19 protein-coding genes and 1 pseudogene are annotated in these 18,216 nt (G+C 69.0%); 12 read left to right on the plus strand and 8 right to left on the minus strand.

Going from position 1 to position 18,216, the window contains the following annotated elements; genetic code table 11:
• Positions 1-65: 65 nt before the first annotated feature.
• The 5 genes from alaS (at position 66) to ACZ3HL_RS05770 (ending at position 7,324) form a co-directional block, all read left to right on the plus strand.
• A complete protein-coding gene (gene alaS, locus ACZ3HL_RS05750; protein WP_465412291.1) occupies positions 66-2,729 on the plus strand; it encodes an alanine--tRNA ligase in 2,664 nt (887 codons plus the stop codon).
• Complete coding sequence (ruvX, locus tag ACZ3HL_RS05755) at positions 2,722-3,225, plus strand: Holliday junction resolvase RuvX (protein WP_034318271.1); 504 nt, start codon at positions 2,722-2,724, stop codon at positions 3,223-3,225. Before alaS ends, ruvX begins: the two co-directional genes overlap by 8 nt.
• A gap of 347 nt (positions 3,226-3,572) precedes the next feature.
• A complete protein-coding gene (gene mltG / locus ACZ3HL_RS05760; protein WP_465412292.1) occupies positions 3,573-5,018 on the plus strand; it encodes an endolytic transglycosylase MltG in 1,446 nt (481 codons plus the stop codon).
• 13 nt (positions 5,019-5,031) lie between these two features.
• Positions 5,032-5,862 (plus strand): shikimate dehydrogenase, encoded by an 831-nt coding sequence (locus ACZ3HL_RS05765; protein ID WP_465529129.1) that lies wholly within the window; start codon positions 5,032-5,034, stop codon positions 5,860-5,862.
• 202 nt (positions 5,863-6,064) lie between these two features.
• Complete coding sequence (locus tag ACZ3HL_RS05770) at positions 6,065-7,324, plus strand: GrpB family protein (RefSeq protein ID WP_465529020.1); 1,260 nt, start codon at positions 6,065-6,067, stop codon at positions 7,322-7,324.
• 100 nt (positions 7,325-7,424) lie between these two features.
• Here the strand turns inward: ACZ3HL_RS05770 and ACZ3HL_RS05775 are convergent, their stop codons facing one another.
• Together ACZ3HL_RS05775 and ACZ3HL_RS05780 are read right to left on the minus strand one after the other, a co-directional pair.
• Entirely contained in the window at positions 7,425-8,090 is a 666-nt protein-coding gene (locus tag ACZ3HL_RS05775; protein WP_465529022.1) for a TetR/AcrR family transcriptional regulator, read from the minus strand.
• Positions 8,091-8,107: 17 nt separating this feature from the next.
• Complete coding sequence (locus tag ACZ3HL_RS05780; protein ID WP_465412295.1) at positions 8,108-8,530, minus strand: hypothetical protein; 423 nt, start codon at positions 8,528-8,530, stop codon at positions 8,108-8,110.
• A gap of 139 nt (positions 8,531-8,669) precedes the next feature.
• Here ACZ3HL_RS05780 and ACZ3HL_RS05785 point away from each other — a divergent pair, with 139 nt between their 5' ends.
• Positions 8,670-9,869: an endonuclease/exonuclease/phosphatase family protein gene (locus ACZ3HL_RS05785; RefSeq protein ID WP_465412296.1), complete on the plus strand. Its 1,200-nt coding sequence runs from the start codon at positions 8,670-8,672 to the stop codon at positions 9,867-9,869.
• 4 nt (positions 9,870-9,873) lie between these two features.
• Here the strand turns inward: ACZ3HL_RS05785 and ACZ3HL_RS05790 are convergent, their stop codons facing one another.
• Positions 9,874-10,503, minus strand: a complete 630-nt coding sequence (locus ACZ3HL_RS05790) for a maleylpyruvate isomerase family mycothiol-dependent enzyme (protein WP_465412297.1) — start codon at positions 10,501-10,503, stop codon at positions 9,874-9,876.
• A gap of 78 nt (positions 10,504-10,581) precedes the next feature.
• On the opposite strand from ACZ3HL_RS05790, the gene ACZ3HL_RS05795 reads away from it, so the two are divergent.
• The gene (locus ACZ3HL_RS05795) at positions 10,582-11,523 is read left to right on the plus strand and encodes a D-2-hydroxyacid dehydrogenase family protein (RefSeq protein WP_465412298.1); all 942 of its coding nucleotides are present in this window, start codon (positions 10,582-10,584) and stop codon (positions 11,521-11,523) included.
• A gap of 79 nt (positions 11,524-11,602) precedes the next feature.
• Here ACZ3HL_RS05795 and ACZ3HL_RS05800 read toward each other — a convergent pair whose 3' ends face one another.
• The 4 genes from ACZ3HL_RS05800 to ACZ3HL_RS05815 are packed head-to-tail and all read right to left on the minus strand — an operon-like array spanning position 11,603 to position 14,827.
• Positions 11,603-12,418: a serine hydrolase domain-containing protein gene (locus ACZ3HL_RS05800; RefSeq protein WP_465529024.1), complete on the minus strand. Its 816-nt coding sequence runs from the start codon at positions 12,416-12,418 to the stop codon at positions 11,603-11,605.
• 59 nt (positions 12,419-12,477) lie between these two features.
• Complete coding sequence (locus ACZ3HL_RS05805) at positions 12,478-12,744, minus strand: HPr family phosphocarrier protein (RefSeq protein WP_007031200.1); 267 nt, start codon at positions 12,742-12,744, stop codon at positions 12,478-12,480.
• 41 nt (positions 12,745-12,785) lie between these two features.
• Positions 12,786-14,042 carry a PTS transporter subunit EIIC gene (locus ACZ3HL_RS05810; protein ID WP_465529026.1) on the minus strand — a complete coding sequence of 419 codons (1,257 nt, stop codon included), beginning with the start codon at positions 14,040-14,042 and terminating at the stop codon, positions 12,786-12,788.
• A complete protein-coding gene (locus tag ACZ3HL_RS05815) occupies positions 14,039-14,827 on the minus strand; it encodes a GntR family transcriptional regulator (RefSeq protein ID WP_465412301.1) in 789 nt (262 codons plus the stop codon). Before ACZ3HL_RS05815 ends, ACZ3HL_RS05810 begins: the two co-directional genes overlap by 4 nt.
• A gap of 224 nt (positions 14,828-15,051) precedes the next feature.
• On the opposite strand from ACZ3HL_RS05815, the pseudogene ACZ3HL_RS05820 reads away from it, so the two are divergent.
• Together ACZ3HL_RS05820 and ACZ3HL_RS05825 are read left to right on the plus strand one after the other, a co-directional pair.
• Positions 15,052-15,297, plus strand: a pseudogene (locus tag ACZ3HL_RS05820) (PTS sugar transporter subunit IIB); the annotation flags it as partial.
• Positions 15,294-15,749 (plus strand): PTS sugar transporter subunit IIA, encoded by a 456-nt coding sequence (locus tag ACZ3HL_RS05825; RefSeq protein ID WP_465529028.1) that lies wholly within the window; start codon positions 15,294-15,296, stop codon positions 15,747-15,749. The pseudogene ACZ3HL_RS05820 and the gene ACZ3HL_RS05825, both read left to right, overlap by 4 nt.
• A gap of 65 nt (positions 15,750-15,814) precedes the next feature.
• On the opposite strand, the gene ACZ3HL_RS05830 is transcribed toward ACZ3HL_RS05825, so the two are convergent.
• Positions 15,815-16,258: a QcrA and Rieske domain-containing protein gene (locus ACZ3HL_RS05830; RefSeq protein WP_465412303.1), complete on the minus strand. Its 444-nt coding sequence runs from the start codon at positions 16,256-16,258 to the stop codon at positions 15,815-15,817.
• A 131-nt stretch (positions 16,259-16,389) separates the two neighbouring features.
• Here ACZ3HL_RS05830 and ACZ3HL_RS05835 point away from each other — a divergent pair, with 131 nt between their 5' ends.
• From ACZ3HL_RS05835 to ACZ3HL_RS05845, 3 genes are read left to right on the plus strand one after another with little or no spacing between them, the layout of a single operon-like run.
• On the plus strand, positions 16,390-16,758 hold the full coding sequence (locus tag ACZ3HL_RS05835; RefSeq protein WP_465412304.1) for a hypothetical protein: 369 nt from the start codon (positions 16,390-16,392) through the stop codon (positions 16,756-16,758).
• Entirely contained in the window at positions 16,755-17,267 is a 513-nt protein-coding gene (locus ACZ3HL_RS05840) for a sigma-70 family RNA polymerase sigma factor (RefSeq protein ID WP_016333085.1), read from the plus strand. Before ACZ3HL_RS05835 ends, ACZ3HL_RS05840 begins: the two co-directional genes overlap by 4 nt.
• Positions 17,264-17,893 (plus strand): anti-sigma factor family protein, encoded by a 630-nt coding sequence (locus tag ACZ3HL_RS05845; RefSeq protein ID WP_465412306.1) that lies wholly within the window; start codon positions 17,264-17,266, stop codon positions 17,891-17,893. The genes ACZ3HL_RS05840 and ACZ3HL_RS05845 overlap by 4 nt, the downstream gene beginning before the upstream one ends.
• Positions 17,894-18,216: the final 323 nt, after the last annotated feature.

The following is an 18,216-nucleotide window of genomic DNA, read 5'->3' on the forward strand; positions in this document are numbered from 1 at the left end:
TTCGCCGTTCCCGCCTGTCCGCATTCCCAGCGCCTTCGCGCGAGCCCGTATACAAGGACGATCCCGTGGAAACACACGAAATCACCCAGCGTTTTCTGAGCCATTTCGAGAACAAGGGACACACGCGCGTCCCCAGCGCGCCGCTGATCCTCGACGACCCGAACCTGCTGTTCGTCAACGCGGGCATGGTCCAGTTCAAGCCGTACTTCCTCGGCGAGGCCCCGCCGCCGTACCCGCGCGCGACCAGCGTCCAGAAATGCGTCCGCACGCCGGACATCGACGAGGTCGGCAAGACCACGCGGCACAACACGTTCTTCCAGATGGCCGGGAACTTCTCTTTCGGCGACTACTTCAAGGAAGGCGCCATCGAGGCGGCTTGGGAGCTGATCACCAAGCCCCAGAGCGAAGGCGGCTACGGCCTCGACCCGAACCGCATCTGGGCGACCGTCTACGAGGACGACTCCGAGGCCGCGGGCCTGTGGAAGAAGCTCACCGGCCTGCCCGGCGAGCGCATCCAGTCCCGTGACGGCAAAGACAACTACTGGGACATGGGCGTACCCGGTCCCGGTGGCCCGTGCTCGGAGATCTACTACGACCGCGGCCCGGACTACGGCCGCGAGGGCGGCCCGGTCGCCGACGAGGACCGCTACATCGAGATCTGGAACCTCGTCTTCATGCAGGACGTGCGGGGCGACAAGAGCCCGAAGCACGGCCACAAGCCGATCGGTGAGCTGCCGAAGAAGAACATCGACACCGGTATGGGTGTCGAGCGGGTCGCGACGATCCTCCAGGGCGTCGAGAACGTCTACGAGACCGACCTCGTCCGCCCGGTGATCGGCCGCGCCGAGGAGTTCTCCGGCCGGCGCTACGGCTCCGACCACACGGACGACGTCCGCTTCCGCGTCATCGCCGACCACGCCCGCACCGGCGTCCTGCTCATCGGTGACGGCGTCACCCCGGGCAACGACGGCCGCGGCTACGTGCTGCGCCGCCTGCTTCGCCGCATCATCCGCTCCGCGCGCCTGCTCGGCGTGCACGAGCCGGTACTGCCCGCCTTCGCCGCGGTCGTCCGCGACACCATGGGCCCGACGTACCCCGAGCTGGTCTCCGGTTTCGACCGCATCGAGGACGTCGTGCGCGTCGAGGAGGAGGCCTTCCTCTCCACGCTCACCAGCGGCTCGCGCATCTTCGACATGGCGGCCGAAGAGACCAAGCGTGCCGGTGGTTCGCTGCTGGCCGGGGACAAGGCGTTCCAGCTGCACGACACCTACGGCTTCCCGATCGACCTGACGCTGGAGATGGCGTCCGAGCAGGGCCTGTCCGTCGACGAAGAGGGCTTCCGCACGCTCATGAACGAGCAGCGGCAGCGCGCGAAGGCCGACGCCGCGTCGCGAAAGACCGGCCACGGCGACCTTTCCGAGTACCGCAAGGTGCTGGAGCGCAACGGCGAGACCGAGTTCCTCGGCTACACCGACCTGCAGGCCGAGGCCAAGGTCGTCGCGCTGCTCGAAGACGGCGTGCCGGTCTCCAGCGTCGGCGCGGGCAAGAAGGCGGAGCTGGTCCTGGACCGCACGCCGTTCTACGCCGAGAGCGGTGGCCAGGTCGCCGACACCGGCGTGCTGCTCGGCGACGGCGTCGAGCTCAAGGTCCACGACGTGCAGAAGATCGTGCCGGGCCTGTTCGTGCACCGCGTCGAGGTGACCGACGGCGAGGTCGGCATCGGCAGCTCGCTGACCGGTTCGGTCGACCAGCACCGCCGCCTGTCGATCGAGCGGTCGCACTCCGCGACGCACCTGGTGCACGCCGCCGTGCGCGGCGCGTACGGCAAGCGCGCGGCGCAGGCCGGTTCGCTGAACTCGCCGGGCCGGATGCGCTTCGACTTCACCACCTCCGGCGGGGTGTCGGCCGACGTGCTGACCGAGGTCGAGGAGGAGGTCAACGACTACCTCCAGACCAACGTCGAGGTGAACACCTTCGTCACCACCAAGGACAAGGCCCTCGAACTGGGCGCGGTCGCGCTCTTCGGCGAGAAGTACGGCAACGACGTCCGCGTCGTCGACATGGGCGAGTACTCCCGCGAACTCTGCGGTGGCACCCACGTCGACCGTATCGGCCAGCTCGGCCTGGTGAAGCTGGTGGGCGACTCGTCCATCGGTTCCGGCGTGCACCGCGTCGAGGCGCTGGTCGGCACGGACGCGCTCAAGTACGTCCGCAAGGAGCAGCTGCTCGTCTCGCAGCTCGCGAACACCTTCAAGGTGCCCTCGGAGCAGCTGCCGTCGCGGATCGAAGACGTGCTCACCCGGCTCAAGAACGCCGAGAAGGAGATCGAGCAGCTGCGCACCCAGCAGGTGCTCGGCTCGGCGGGTTCGCTCGCGGACAAGGCCGAGGACATCGGCGGCGTCGCGGTCGTCGCGGAGAAGCTGGGCGAGGGCGTCGACTCGAACGGTCTGCGCGCGCTGGCTTCGGACATCCGCGGCAGGCTCGGCGACCGGCCGGGCATCGTCGCGCTGTTCGCCCCGCAGGGCGAGAAGGTCGCCTTCGTCGTCGCCACCACCAAGGCGGCGCAGGCCAAGGGCATCGCGGCGGGCAAGCTCGTCCCGTCGTTCGCCGAGGCGATCGGTGGCCGTGGCGGCGGCAAGCCGGACATGGCACAGGGCGGGGGCACCAACCCGGCCGGGGCCGAGCAGGCCATCGCCTCCCTGCGCGCGGCGGTCGCCCAAGTTGGCTGACGACGCCCCCCAGCGGCGCCCGGATCGACCAGGAGAGTCCGATCCGGGGCGTGGCAGGCGGCTTGGCGTGGATGTCGGATCCGTCCGGGTCGGGGTCGCGTTGAGCGATCCCGACCCCATCCTCGCGAGCCCTCTCGTTACCCTCACTCGCGACGCGGCGGGCGACAAGGACGTCGACCTGCTCGTCGGACTCGTCACGGAACACGACGTGGTCGAGGTCGTCGTCGGCTTGCCGAGGACGCTCAAGGACCGTCATGGCCCGGCGGCCGAAGCGGCGCTGGACTATGCCGAAAAGGTCGCCGCCAGGATCGCGCCGGTGCCGGTGCGACTGGCCGACGAGCGGTTGACCACGGTGACGGCATCCAGGATGCTGTCGCAGCGTGGGGTGAAGGGACGTAAGCAACGTGCCGTCGTCGATCAGGCGGCCGCGGTCGAGATCCTGCAGGCGTGGATCGACGCGGTAGCGGCACATCGCGCACGGAAGGGCGATACATGACCGAGCCCCACGGCCGGCCCGAGCGCCGTCAGGGCGGTAGACGACGGTTGCGAGAGCCTGAGGAAGCCGGCCCGCCACCGGCCCCGCCGCGTCGACGGCCCGAACCCCAGCCGACGGGACGACGGCACATCCGGCAGGAACCGCCCGAGGCGCCGCCCGTCCGGCGTCCGGCGGAAGAACCGCCGCGTGCCCGACGGTCGCCGGAAGAGCCGCCGCCGCGTGCCCGGCGAGCCGCCGGCGAGCCGCCGCGTCCGGTTCCACCGAGGCGGGCCCCGGAACCCGCGGTCCCGCCACCGCCCCCCGCGCCGCAGCGGCGGTCCGCCCAGCCGGGTGACCGGGGTCTTGCCATGCCCGCCTACGCCCAGGACGAGGAACCCCGCCCCGGCCGTCGCAGGCGCCGTGAAGACGACGGCCCACTCCCGGACGAGCGGCCGACCGACATCCTCCCCGCGATCCAGCAGGCGCCGATCGCCCGGCGTCCCGGCGCGAACCCCGCTTCGCCCCCCGAGGGCAGCGAAGAGGAATACAACGAGATCTTCGGCGACGACCCGTACGACGACTATGACGAGTACGACGACTACGAGGATTACGACGACCTCGAGGACGAAGACCGGGCCGAGCCCGAACGCATCGAGGACGAGCGCCCGGAACGTCAAGGGCCGCCGCCCAAGAAGCGCAAGAAGAAGCGCGCGCTGGGCTGGGTCGCCGCGCTGGCCGTGCTCGTCCTGCTCGCCGGTGGCGCCTACTACGGCTTCACCGAGATCTTCGGGTACGACGACTACGAAGGCGCCGGCGAGAGCGATGTCCTCGTCCAGGTGGAGAAGGGCGATTCGACGTCGGCGATCGGTAACCGGCTGCAGGCGGCCGGGGTGGTCGCCAGCGGCAAGGCGTTCGTGAAGGCGGGCGAGGACAACACCGCCGTCTCGAAGCTCCAGCAGGGCTACTACGTCATGAAGACGAAGATGTCCGGTGCCAGCGCGGTCGAGAAGATGCTCGCGCCCGCGACGAAGGTCGGCCAGGTCGAGATCCGGCCGTACACCCAGTTCCACGACATCACCCAGCCGGACGGCAAGGTGACGCCGGGGGTGTATTCGTTGCTGTCCAAGGCTTCCTGCGCCGACCTGAACGGCACGAGCACCTGCATCCCGGTCGAGGAACTCCGCAAGACGATCGAGACCGCGGATCTGGCGAAGCTGGGCGTCCCGTCGTGGGCCGTCGAGGCCGCCACGAACGCCGAGCACAAGGACCGGCGGCTCGAAGGGCTGATCGCGGCGGGCATCTACAACGTCAAGCCCGGCTGGACGGCCGAAGAACTGCTGACGTTCGTCGTCAAGACCTCGGCGGAGCGCATCCTGAACGCCGGGCTGAGCGATCAGTCGAAGGGGGAGGGCAAGACACCGTACGAGACGCTCGTCATCGCGTCGATCATCGAACGCGAGGCGGTGAAGGCCGACTTCGGGAAGATCTCGCGGGTCATCTACAACCGGCTCGACAAGAAGATGCGGCTCGAGATGGACTCGACGGTCAACTACGTCCTCGACCGGCCGACCCTGCTCACCAAACCCGAAGAACGGGAAAAGGCGGGCGCCTACAACACCTACAAGCTGGTCGGCCTGACCCCGACGCCGATCGCGGTCGTGAGCGCGGAGGCGATCCAGGCCGCGTTGAAGCCGGCGGCGGGGGATTGGCTGTTCTTCGTCAAATGCGAGAAGAACGGGCTTTCCTGCTTCGCGGTGACCTTCGGAGACCACCTGAAGAACCGAGACGACGCGGTGAGGCGAGGTGTCATCTGACCGCAAGGCGGCGATCCTCGGGAAACCGGTCGAACACTCGCTCTCGCCCGTCCTGCACGGCGCCGCCTTCCGCGCGCTGGGGCTGGACGGCTGGACCTACGAACGGGTCGAGATGGACGGTCCCGGGCTGCCCGCGTTCGTCGACGGCCTCGGTCCGGAGTGGGCCGGCCTTTCGGTGACCATGCCCGGGAAACGGGCGGCGCTGGAGCGTGCCGACGAGGTCACGCCGCGCGCGTCGGCCGTCGGCGCGGCGAACACGCTGGTGCGCCGGGAAACCGGCTGGCTCGCCGACTGCACCGACGTCGACGGGGTCACCGAGGCGCTGCGGATCGCGGGTGAGTACTCGCCCGGTGCAGATGACGCAGCCGTCGTTCTCGGCGCGGGTGGGACCGCGGCCGCCGCCGTCGTCGGGCTGGCGTCGCTCGGCGTGCGGACGGTGCGGCTCGTCGTGCGGGATCCCGCACGGGCGACGGAGACGGTCGAGGCGGCTCAGCGGGCCGGGCTCGACGCCGAGGTCCTTCGCTGGGCGGACGCCGACTTCCGGAAACTCGCGGCCGATTCGGCGGTGCTGGTGAACACCGTGCCGGCGGACGCCGTCCGGCCGCATCTGGCGGAGCTGTCCCGGATCGGGTGCGTCCTCGACGTCATCTACCATCCTTGGCCGACCGCGCTCGCCGAAGCGGTCGCCGAGCGGGGAGGGCGGCTCGCGACCGGCCTGGACATGTTGCTGCATCAGGCTTTCGGACAATCCGAGTACTTCACCGGGCAGCCGGCGCCACGGGCCGAGATGCGGGACGCGCTGCGCGAGGCGACCGGCGGGATCCTTTCCCTGCCGATCGGCTGAGCGGACCACGGGGCCCAGGTCGCACGGCTGTCCGGTCCGTGAAGGCCTCCTTCACTACCCTCAGGGTAGGCAAGGAGGCCTTCACGGACCGGTGAGCGTTCCCGCACGGGCTGTCCGGAACCGGTCTTCGGTGAAAGCGGCTGACAAGCTCGCCCGGGTTCGATAATCTGGCCGACTGCCTTGAGAGAGGAACAAGGGGTCGATGCCTAAACCCGATCGAGACGACTACACCGAAGAAGACATCAACGACTCGTGGGTCGATGAGCCGCCGGTACTGAATTCCACCGTCGCCCTGGCCGAATACGACCCGGAGTGGCCCGAGCTGTTCGACCGCGAAGCGAAGCGCATCAGGGGGATCCTGGGGGAGCGCGCGCTGGTCCTGGAGCACGTCGGGTCCACGTCGGTGCCGGGTCTCTGCGCGAAACCGATCGTCGACATCATGCTGATCGTCGCCGATTCGGACGACGAGGACGCTTACGTGCCGCAGCTGGAGGCCGAGGGCTACAAGCTCGTCATCCGCGAACCGGACTGGGAGAAGCACCGCTGCTTCAAAGGCCCGGACACCAACATCAATCTGCACGTCTACTCGCCGGACAACGGCCAAACCGAGCGCTACCGGCTTTTCCGTGACCGCCTGATCGCGCACGAGGACGAGCGGAAGCTCTACGAGGACAGGAAACGCGAGCTGGCGTCGCGCACCTGGAAGTACATCCAGCAGTACGCCGACGCCAAGACCGAAGTGGTCGACGAGATCATCGAACGGGCGCGCGCCGCCCAGTACGACGGGTTCGCGCGGCTCTACGCGGCGCACGCCGAAACCAGCAGCACCAACGCCCACTACGACCGTCCCGCCATCGTGGAGCTGGCCGGGGACGTGGCGGGCAAACGGGTGCTGGACGTCGGCAGCGCGGCCGGACACCTCAGCGCCCTGCTCGCGGCGAAGGGCGCGGACGTCCTCGGTGTCGACGCCAGCGAGGGCATGGTCACCGTCGCCAGGGAGAAGTTCGGGGGCGTCGCCCGATTCGAGACGGCGGACGTTTCGCGGCCGATGTCCTTTTTGGAGGACGCCTCGATCGACGTCGTCACGGCGTCGCTGGTGCTGCATTACCTGAAGGACTGGGCGCCGGCGCTGGCCGAGTTCCGGCGGGTGCTCAAACCGGGCGGGCTCCTGGTGTTCTCGGTGCACCATCCCGGTGAGGACTGGCGCTGGTTCGGCAAGCGGAACTACTTCGAGCTCGAACTGCTGGAGGACGAGTTCCCGGCGGGTCAGCAGGTCCGGTTCTACCGGCGGCCGCTGAGCTGGACGTTCGACGCGGTCCGGGACGCCGGTTTCGCGGTCGACCGGCTGGTCGAGCCGATGCCGGACGAAGCGATCGCCGAATCGGACCCGAAGTGGTACGCGAAACTGCGGACCGAGCCGAGGTTCCTGTACTTCCGGACCGTCCGGGACTCCCGCGTTTAGTCCTCTGAATGCGGCTCGCCCGGGAAACCGGAGGCGTCGCGAAAGCCACTTTCGGGACATCGGACGTCGCGAAAGTGGCTTTCGCGACATGGGCTGCCGCTCAGACGTCGTCCCGCTTCGAGAGATCCCGGATCAGCGAAACGATCTCCCGGCTCACCGGCCGCAGCACCCGCAGCCGCGAAAGCCCCACCAGCCGCGCGATCAGCGGGACCGTCCGTTCCACCAGGATCCGGCTGCGTTTCTGCCCGGCGGACCGGTCGTGGACCCAGAACAGTACGACCCCCATCTGGTACAGCCACAGCAGATCGGGCAGGTCGTCACGCAGGTCCGGATCGAGTTTGACGTCGGAATCGGCGATGACGTCGCGCATCAGCCCGACGGAGGCGTCCCGGGCCGGCGAAGACTCCTCGCTGAACGGGCTCAGCGGCGAGTCCGGGTCGGCGGCGTTGACGAAGAGCTGGGTGCCGAAGCGGTGATAAGGCTCGGCGACGTCGAGCCAGGTGAGCAGGACGGTCCTGAGGCGGGCGCTGAAGTCCCGCTCACCCGCGATCGTCTCGCGCGCGGTGGTCAGGTGCGCGTTGGCGATCTCGTCGTAGAAACCTTGGATCAGCTGGTCTTTGGAGGCGAAGTAGTAGTAGGCGTTTCCCACCGACACGCCCGCTTCGGCGGCGATGGCCCGCATGGTCGTGCGGTCGTAGCCGTTCTCGGCGAACAACCGCAACGCCGTCGCCACGATCAGTGACTTGGTTTCCTCACTCTTCGCCACCACTGCACGGTATCCGGTCAGGGCGCGGGGTGTGGAGCGGGCGCCGGGTAGCCGGGGTAGGGCGGCGGCACCGGCACGGGCCGCGCGGCGGCGTGGCTGAGGTGCTTGCGCCGGATGCCGTTGAACACCAGCACGTTCCCGACGTGCATCACGCCGAGCACGAGGGCCACGGTGCCGACCTTGACCGACAGCATCTCGAAGACGTCGCGCGCGTCGAGGACGGTGTCGTCGCTGGTCAGGAACAGGGTCACGAAACCCAGGCTGACCAGGTAGAACCCGACGACGAGCAGCTGGTTGACCGAATGCGCCAGTGCTTGTTTGTCCTGGAAGACGTCTTCCAGGAACGTCTTGCCGTGCCTGCTCAGCGTGCGGGCGACCAGCACGGTCAGGGGAACGGCGATGGCCAGGTAGAGCGCGTAGGCCACGACTACGGGTTGCATGGGGACCTCCTTTTGAACGTGTTCAAGAAGAACCGTAGCCCAGATTTTGAACGCGTTCAAGAGATGCTGTTCACCTGAAGCTCACCCGTACGGCCGCGCGGAGTGCGTAAGGTCGCACCGGACTCTGGGAGGTAAGACCGTGAAACGCATCGCCGCCGTGCTCACATCGGGCGCCTTGCTGGCCGGGACGCTGCTGGCCGCCACACCGGCGGAAGCCACCGTCGGGCAGAACATCCGCTTCGCGACGTACAACGCTTCGCTCAACCGCGGGGCCGCCGGTCAGCTGGTGACCGATCTGTCGCAGCCGGGTAACGCGCAGGCGGGCGAGGTGGCCGAGGTGATCCAGCGCAACCGGCCGGACGTGCTGCTGATCAACGAGTTCGACTACGTGCCCGGCAACCGCGCCGCGGACCTGTTCCGCGAGAACTACCTCGCCCGCGGCCAGAACGGGGCGGCGCCGATCGACTACCCGTACGCCTTCACCGCGCCGTCGAACACCGGCGTCGCGACCGGTTTCGACCTCGACCGCAACGGCCAGGTCGGCGGCGGCAACGACGCGCACGGCTTCGGCCTCTTCGAGGGCCAGTACGGCATGCTCGTGCTGTCCAAGTACCCGATCGACACCAAGAACGCCCGGACGTTCCAGAAGTTCCTCTGGAAGGACATGCCGGGCGCGCTGATCCCGGACGACCCGGCCACCGCGGCGCCGAACGACTGGTACTCGCCGCAGGCGCTCGACGTGCTGCGCCTGTCGTCGAAGTCCCATTGGGACGTTCCGATCCGGATCGGCCGCTCGACCGTGCACTTCCTGGCCTCGCATCCGACGCCGCCCACCTTCGACGGTCCCGAAGACCGCAACGGCACCCGCAACCACGACGAGATCCGCTTCTGGGCGGACTACGTGACCCCGGGCAAGGGCCGCTACATCCGCGACGACAGCGGCCGCCGCGGCGGGCTGGGCGCGCACGAGAAGTTCGTCATCGCCGGTGACCAGAACTCCGACCCGCTCGACGGCGACAGCGTTCCCGGCGCCATCTCCCGCCTGCTGAACGCCCCGCGCGTCATCGAGACCCGGCCGGGCAGCGAAGGCGGCGTGCGGGCCGCGCAGGACCAGGCCGGCGCCAACATCGGCCAGAAGGGCGACCCGTACTTCGACACCGGCGACTTCAACGACAACGCGCCGGGGAACCTGCGGATCGACTACGTCCTGCCGTCGAAGGGCCTGTTCCCCTGGCGCGCCGAGGTCTTCTGGCCGCTGCCCGATTCACCGCTGGCCCGGCTCAACGACGCTTCGGACCACCACCTGGTGCGCGTCGACGTATTCGTCCCGCGCTGGTAGCCGCTCAGCGGGCGCCGAGCAGCGCGGCGCCCGGGCCGGTGAGCGCGGCCAGCCCGGCGTTGCGCCCGCTCACCGACAGGAGCAGGTCGGCGAGCGGGCCCCGCACCTCTTCGGTGCCCGCTCCGCCGGACCAGTCGGCGTCGGTGGCGATCAGCCTGAGGTCCCGGCAGCGTTTCTTGGCGCCCCAGAACGGGCTGACGAGCAGGTGTTCCAGGGCCGCGATCGCCGGCTTCTCCGGCATCGGCCGGTCGATACCGAGCGGACGGGCGACGTCCTGGCCGTGGATGAGGACGTCGGCGAGCGGGTCGACCGGTTTGGCGCCGGGCGAGCGGCGGGCCGATCCGGCGTCCTCGCGGATCTGGGCGACGAGTTCGGCCGGGGTGTACCGCGCGGCGTAGGCGATGGCCTGGTCGGTGTTCATCCGGTCCCAGTTCCCCCTGGCCTTCACGATGCCGGCGAGGGTGTCCTTGAGCCGGTTCCTGGTGGTCTGCGCGAGGTGGCCCGCCATCGCGTGGACCGTCCACTCCGTACAGAGGGTCCTCGCCGGCCAGTCCCGCTCGGCGAGGCTCTCCAGCAGATCCGCGAAGCTCCGCCGTTCGGTCTCGGTCCAGGCCAGGATCTCGCCCTCGCGCATCCCCGCTCCTCGTTCCCGGTCATGGATCAAGGTGGCCTCCCCAGGCATGGCTTCGGCGCCGACTCTAGCCTGGGGAGCATGAAGATCGCGATTCTCGACGACTACCAGGAAGTGGCGCTCGGTTTCGGGGACTGGGGCTCCCTCGGCGCCGAGATCGAGGTGTTCACGACGCCGTTCGCGGATCCCGCCGACGTGGTGGGCCGCCTCCGGGATTTCGACGTCGTGGTCGCGATGCGCGAGCGCACCCGTTTTCCCGCCGAGGTCCTCGACCGGCTGCCCGCGCTCAAGCTGCTGGTGAGCACCGGCCACCGCAACGCCGCGATCGACGTGGCCGCCGCCCGGCGCAACGGCGTGGTCGTCTGCTCCACCGGCTACATCGCCGCCCCGGCGGCCGAACACACCTGGGCGCTGATCCTCGCCGCCGCGCGGAACGTGCCGGTGGAGTCGCGGAACATGCGTGAGGGCGGCTGGCAGACCACCGTCGGCACGATCCTGTCCGGCAAGACCCTCGGGTTGCTCGGGCTCGGCAGGCTCGGCGGCGGAGCGGCCAGGATCGGCCAGGCGTTCGGCATGGAGACCATCGCCTGGAGCCAGAACCTGACCCAGGAGAAGGCCGACGCCCACGGGGTGACGGCGGTGTCGAAAGACGAACTGTTCGCCCGCGCGGACGTGCTGTCGATCCACCTGGTGCTCAGCCGCCGCAGCCGCGGGCTGGTCGGCGCGCCCGAACTCGCCGCGATGAAACCGACGGCGATGCTGGTCAACACCTCGCGCGGACCGATCGTGGACGAGGCCGCGCTGGTGGACGCCTTGCGCCGCAAGGAGATCGCGGTCGCCGCGCTGGACGTGTACGACGTCGAGCCGCTGCCCTCGGACCATCCGCTGCGGACACTGGACAACGTCGTGCTCACCCCGCACATCGGCTATGTCACCCGGGAGGCCTACGAGATCTTCTACCGCGACGCGGTCGAGGACATCGCGGCCTTCCAGGCGGGTTCACCGATCCGGGTCATGGAGTGAGGCCGCGCTTGGCGAGCTGCACGGCCCGACGTCACATGAGCAGCGGGGCGTGCGAATTCGCGGGAAGCTGAAACCTCGCTCACGACCCCAGTTCGGCCAGTACGGCGTCGGTGTAGGGCGGCCACACCTCGGCCGCCCACGGGCCGAAAGCCCGGTCGGTGAGCGCGACGCAGGCGGCGCCGGCGTCCGGATCGACCCAGAGGAACGTGCCGGACTGTCCGAAGTGACCAAAGGTCCGCGGCGAGCTCGACGAGCCGGTCCAATGTGGACTCTTCTCGCCGCGGATCTCGAAGCCGAGGCCCCAGTCGTTCGGCTTCTGGTGGCCGAAACCCGGCAGGACACCGGAAAGCCCGGGGAAGACCACGGAGGTCGCCTCGCGCACCGTTTCGGCGGCGATGAGCTTCGGCGCCTGCAGTTCGGCGGCGAACGCGATCAGGTCGTCCACAGTGGACTCGGCACCCGAAGCGGGGGAGTCGGTCAGCTTGGTCGCCTTCATGCCCAGCGGCTGGAAGAGCGCTTCGGCCTGGTAGTCGGCGAAGGGGATGCCGGAGTGCTCGGTGAGCGCGTCGGCGAGCTGTTCGAACCCGGCGTTGGAGTACAGACGCCGGTTACCCGGCGCGGCCATCGGCTTGTGCTCGTTGAAGGCGAGGCCCGAGGTGTGCGCGAGCAGATGCCGGATCGTGGAGCCCTCCGGCCCGGCGGGGGTGTCGAGCTCGACGACGCCCTCTTCGATGGCGATCAACGCGGCGTAGGCCGTGAGCGGTTTGGTCACCGAGGCCAGCCGGTACACCTTTGTCGTGTCGCCGTGCGTGCCCAGCACGTCACCGGCGGCGGTCACCACGGCCGTGGCGGCGTCGTCCACCGGCCACTGTTCGATCCTGCGCACGCTTTCCATGCCCACACCCTACGAAGCCCGGGCCGGTCGGGGCGGCCCGGGCTTCGCAGAGTTCGGGATCAGGCGTCGAGGTCGGTCGCCACCAGCTCGGCGATGGCGTCGACGGCCGCCTCGGCCCCCTCACCCTCGGCACTGATGATGACCTCGTCGCCGTAACCGGCGGCGAGCGTCATCAGGTTCAGCACGCTGCCGGCCGCGACCGGGTCACCGCCCGCCTTGGCGATGTGCACCGCGACGGGCTGCGCCGCGGCCGCCTTGGCGACCGTCGCCGCGGGCCTGGCGTGCAGGCCCACCTTGCTGGCCACGGTGACGCGTTTCTCCGGCATGTTCTTTTCCCTTTCGTGCCTTGTGTTCTGTGGAGCTGAAACTACTTGACGGGCTTGGCCGCGGTGGCTTCGAGATCGGCCTCGATCGCGTCGTCCTCGCGGCCGGGGGTCCGCAGGTTCCACTTCTTGATCACGAACCGGAAGATCACGTAGTAGATGACAGCGTAGGCGAGACCGATCGGGATGAGCAGCCAGACGTTGCCGCTCGCCGCCGGGAGACCGCTGTTGAGCGCGAAGTCGATCGCACCGGCCGAGAAACCGAAGCCGAGGTGGATGTCGAGCGCGTTCACCAGCGCCAGCGACGTGCCGGTCAGTACCGCGTGGATCAGGTACAGCGGCCACGCGACGAACATGAACGAGAACTCGATCGGCTCGGTGATACCGGTCAGGAACGAGGTCAGCGCACCGGCGATCATCACACCGCCGACGATCTTCTTCTGGCTGGGCTTGGCGCTCTGCCAGATCGCCAGCGCGGCGGCGGGGATGGCGAACATGAAGATCGGGAAGAAGCCGGTCATGAACGTGCCGCGGGTGGGGTCACCGTTGAAGAACTCGGTCAGGTCGCCACCGTCGAAGATGAACCACACCGGCACGTTCAGCAGCTGGTGCAGACCGACCGGGATCAGCAACCGGTTCAGCACGCCGTAGATACCGCCACCGACGACCGGGGCCCCGGTGACCGCTTCGCCCGCGGCCTGGATGCCGTCGTTGACCCAGTGGAAGACCAGGCCCAGCGGCACCGCGAGGACCATCAAGGTCACCGCGGTGACGATCGGCACGAACCGGCGGCCACCGAAGAAGGCGAGGTACGGCGGCAGCTTGATCCGGTAGAACTTCTGCCACAGCAGCGCGGTGACCAGGCCGACGATCACACCGGCCAGCACACTGTAGGGCCACTTCATCGGGTTGAGCATCAGGCCCGCGGGTTTCTCGGGGTCCCAGCCCGGCAGTTCCGAGAACGGCGCGAAGACCTGGAGGACGCTGGTGAACACGAAGAAGCCGACCACGGCGGCCAGCCCGGTCGCGCCGTCGCTCTTCCGGGCGAAGCCGACGGCGATACCCACCGCGAACAGGAGCGGCAGCCAGCTGAACAGCGAGTTGCCCGCCGCGCCGAGAACCTCGGCCACTTTGATCCAGCCGAGCCCTTTCTCGCCGAGCAGGTCGGGTTGGCCGAACCTGTTGAGGAGCGCGGCGGCGGGCAGGGCGGCGATGGGGAGCATGAGGCTGCGGCCGAAGCGCTGAAGCCCGGCCAGTCCCTTGCCTTTGCCCTTCGCCCCCTCCGCGGTGGTGGAGCTCATCGGGTACCTCCGTAGTGAGGATGGTGACCGGAATCCGGGGTGTTCCGGTCCAGCTGCATGGTGACCTGGTAGTGATCGCCCCGGTACCAGGAAGTCATGTCTTCGATCGGTTCCCCGTTGACGCTGGAGACCCGGCGGAAGACGAGAAGCGGACTGCCGGCGCGCATGCCGAGCAGGCGTGCCGTTTCGCGGTCCGCGGATTCGGCCCAGACCGTCTGCCACGCGTGGTCCGGGCGCAGGTCGTACGACTGGGCGAGTTGGACGTACAACGATCGGGTGAGATCGAGGTCGAGCAGGCCGGGCATCCGGCCGGCGTGATACCAGCCGCGTTCGACCGCCAGTGGCACCCCGTCGGCACGGCGGAGCCGCACCAGGTGATGTGCCGGTGTCCCGGCGGTCAGGCCGAGCGCGTGCGCCGAGGGGGCGGGCGGGACCTCGGTGGCGGTCTTGACGACCTCCGTGGTCGGCGTCATCCCGCGACGGCGCATGTCCTCGGTGAAGGACATCAGGTAGAGCTGCAGTTCCATCCGCCTCGCGGCGGTGAACGTCCCCTTGCCGCGCACCCGCGACAAGAGCCCTTCTTCGACCAGCTTGCCGATCGCCGACCGGACCGTGAGCCTCGACACCTGGTAGGTCTCGGCGAGGTCACGTTCCGAGGGGATCGGTGAGCCGGGGGGTAGCTCACGCTCCACCGTGCGGCGCAGAATCTCCCGCAGCTGGGCGTGCTTGGGCGTCGGTCCGTTGATCACACGGTCGGACGGCGGCAGCTGCGCCGAAGCGCTCATGACGGTCACCGTCCTTTCGGGCCGGTCGGTCGGGGAACCCGTACTCGCATCTGGACCGGAAGATTGGTACGTTCCGGTCTAGACCAATGATCCGATGGGGCAGGATGCTCCGTCGCACGAGCGGGTGTCAACCACCGTTACGCGTTCGTGGCCAGGGATCACGTGCGAGTCGGCGAACGGCGTAGTACAGCTGGTTCGCATGTGGGAAACCGACAGGGAACAGGGAGACCGCGATGGCGGATGACAGGGCGGAAAAGATCCTCGCGGGGCTCGGCGGTGCCGAGAACGTCATCGAGGTCGAGGGGTGCATCACCCGGCTCCGCTGTGAGCTCGAAGACATGAGCCTGCTCGACGAGGCGGCGCTGAAGGCCGCCGGTGCGATGGGCGTCGTGCGCATGGGGGCCGGTGTCCAGGTCATCGTGGGTCCGGAGGCCGACAACATCGCGAGTGAGATCGAGGATCTGCTGTGAGTCTCGAGATCCTCAGCCCGGTGAGCGGTAAGACGACCGCTATGACCGAAGTGCCCGATCCGGTCTTCGCGCAGGCGATGGTCGGCCCCGGCATCGCGGTCCTGCCCTCGGGCGGTCGCCAGGACGCGGTCGCCCCGGTGGACGGGACGGTCGTCACGCTGCACCCGCACGCTTTCGTGGTGGCCACCGAGGACGGCCGCGGCGTGCTGGTCCACCTGGGGATCGACACGGTGAAGCAGAAGGGCGAGGGGTTCACCCTCCACGTCGTCAAGGGCGAGGCCGTCCGTGCCGGGCAGCCGGTCGTCGGCTGGGACCCGGCCGCGGTCGAGGCCGCGGGTTATTCGCCGATCGTTCCCGTGGTGGCGCTCGACGCGAAGGCGGAAGTCCTTTCCGGACTGCTCACCGGCGGCGACGTCGAGGCGGGCGACCCGATTTTCACCTGGGACAGCTGAAAGCTTGCCGAAAGGGTCCCTTTAGGACGGGATTTTGGTCCTAAAGGGACCCCTTTACGTGATTCTCAGGCCGTGACGACCTGGCCGTTCGTGACCTTGACCGCGATCGAGGGCAGCGGCTGGTCCGCCGGGCCCTTTTTGACCGCGCCGGTCGCGGCGTCGAAGATCGAGTTGTGGCAGGGACATTTCAGCTCCGCGCCCTCGGGCACGACCGCGCACCCCTGATGCGTGCAGATCGCGCTGAACGCGGCCGCCGTGCCTTCGGCGGTCCTGGTGACGATGACGTCCTTGCCGTCGGCGGTCTTGGCGGCCTTCGCCTTGCCGACCTCGATGTCGGAGAGCGCGGTCAGAGTCTCGCCCGGTGCGGCGGCGGGCGGTGCGGCGGTCGAACCGGACGGTGGGTTGCTGTCGCTTCCGCAGGCCGTGAGGGCCACGGTCCCGACGGCCGCGCCGGCGACGGCGGCCCCGGTGGTCAGGACGGTGCGGCGGGAGTGGAGTTCGGCAGTCATGCCCCTACACACGGTCCAGGCGGCCATCCGGTTCAATTTCGGCGGCCATTGGGTGCCGGATTGAACCGGGAGCCCCTTTTTTCCGTGTTCAAAGGCATAGGGGAACCGAACACGCGGAAAGAGATACGGACATGATCCGGTGGTTGTTGCGGGCGGTCGTGGCGGCGGGCCTGCTCGGCTCGGCATGGGTGCATTACGTCGTATGGCAGGACTGGGCCTCGGAAACGGACGTGGTCGGCCCGCTGTTCCTGGTGAACGTGGTGGCGGGCGTGATCATCGCGGTCGCCGTCCTGGTCTGGCACCACTGGTTGCCCGCGCTCGCGGCGATCGGCTTCGGCTTGGCGACGCTGGGCGCGTACGTGCTCTCGCTGACCACGGGGTTCTTCGGCGTGTCGGAACGCTTCACCACCCAGGCCGAGCTGTGGGGCCTGATCACCGAGGTGGCTTGCGTGGTCTTCGCGCTCCCGCTGCTCCTGAACCGGGAAAGCACGGATCGGTGAAGGAATTCGCGGAGGACCGGCTGATGCGGGCTTTGCACGACGAGCACGCGGCGGCACTCTGGTCCTACGCACTGCACCTCACCAGCGGCGACCGGGTCCGCGCGGAGGACGTCGTCCAGGAGACGCTCCTGCGGGCCTGGCGCAACGCCAAGGTGCTCGACCAGACCGAAGGGTCGGCGCGGGGCTGGCTGTTCACCGTCGCGAGACGGATCGCCATCGACGACTGGCGCGCTTCCGAGGCCCATCCCGAGGTGGTGACCGGCCAACCGCCCGAAACGGCGGTCACCGACGGCACCGAACGGGCCGTTCAAGGCTGGCTGGTCGCCGAAGCCCTCGGCGAACTCTCGCCGAGACATCGGGACGTCCTCGTCCTGTGCTATTTCCAGGGTTACTCCGTCGCCGACGCCGCGAAACGGCTGGGTGTCGCCGAAGGGACGATCAAGTCGCGGACGCACTACGCCTTGCGGGCGCTGCGACTGATATTGGAGGAAAGAGGGGTGACTCAATGACCGACCCCTTCGCCACCTACGACGCGGCCTACGTGCTCGGGGCGTTGTCCCCGGACGACCGGTCCGCCTACGAGCAGCACCTGCGCGTCTGCGACCGGTGCGCGGCGTCCGTGCGCGACCTGGCCGGGATCCCCGGACTGCTCGCCCAGGCCGGGGCCCCCGCACTGCTGGAGGACGAACCGGCGCCCTCGCCGGACCTGCTGCCGACCGTGCTCAAACGGGTCCGCCGGGGAAGGCGGATCCAACGGGCGATCACCACCACGTCGGCCGGGGCGGCCGTCGCCGCCTGCGTGGCGCTCGCGGTCGTCCTGACCGGGCCGGTCGCGGCGGCGGGCGACCCGATGACCCCGCTCGGCGACTATCCGGTGACCGCCGAAGTCGCCATGTCGGCCACGGAGACCGGCACGAAGGTCGACATGACCTGCAGTTACGGCGGCAACCGGGCCGGGGACTACATCCTGGTCGCCGTCGGCGCCGACGGCGGCACCAGCGAGCTGGCGTCCTGGCGCGCGATGCCCAAGGACACCGCGCACATCGTGGTCGGTACCGCGATGCGCACCGGGGACATCAAGGCGCTGGAGATCCGTACGCCCTCGGGTCTCCCGCTGCTGCGGATGAACCCCTGATCCCGGTGTCATGACAGGTCTTCGGCGCCGGGCCCGGTGCGGATTGGGGTGATTTTCGGGCGTGGCGTCAGAGGTCGCGAAAGCCACTTTCGGGACGTCAGACGTCGCGAAAGTGGCTTTTCGCGACGCGGCTGGGCCTTGGGACTCGCCGAAGCCACCTCGGTGGCGTAGTGAAGGCCTCCTTCGCGACTTTCCCGCCTCCGCCGACGTTGCGAAAGCCACTTTCGCAACCTTCAACGTTGCGAAAGTGGCTTTCGCAACGTGCCTCTTTGCCTTGCCCTTCAAGGGAGGCCTCGATCCTTAAGGCGCCGCCTCCCGCGGGG

The sequence above is a fragment of the Amycolatopsis sp. NPDC000009 genome (genome assembly GCF_055563465.1).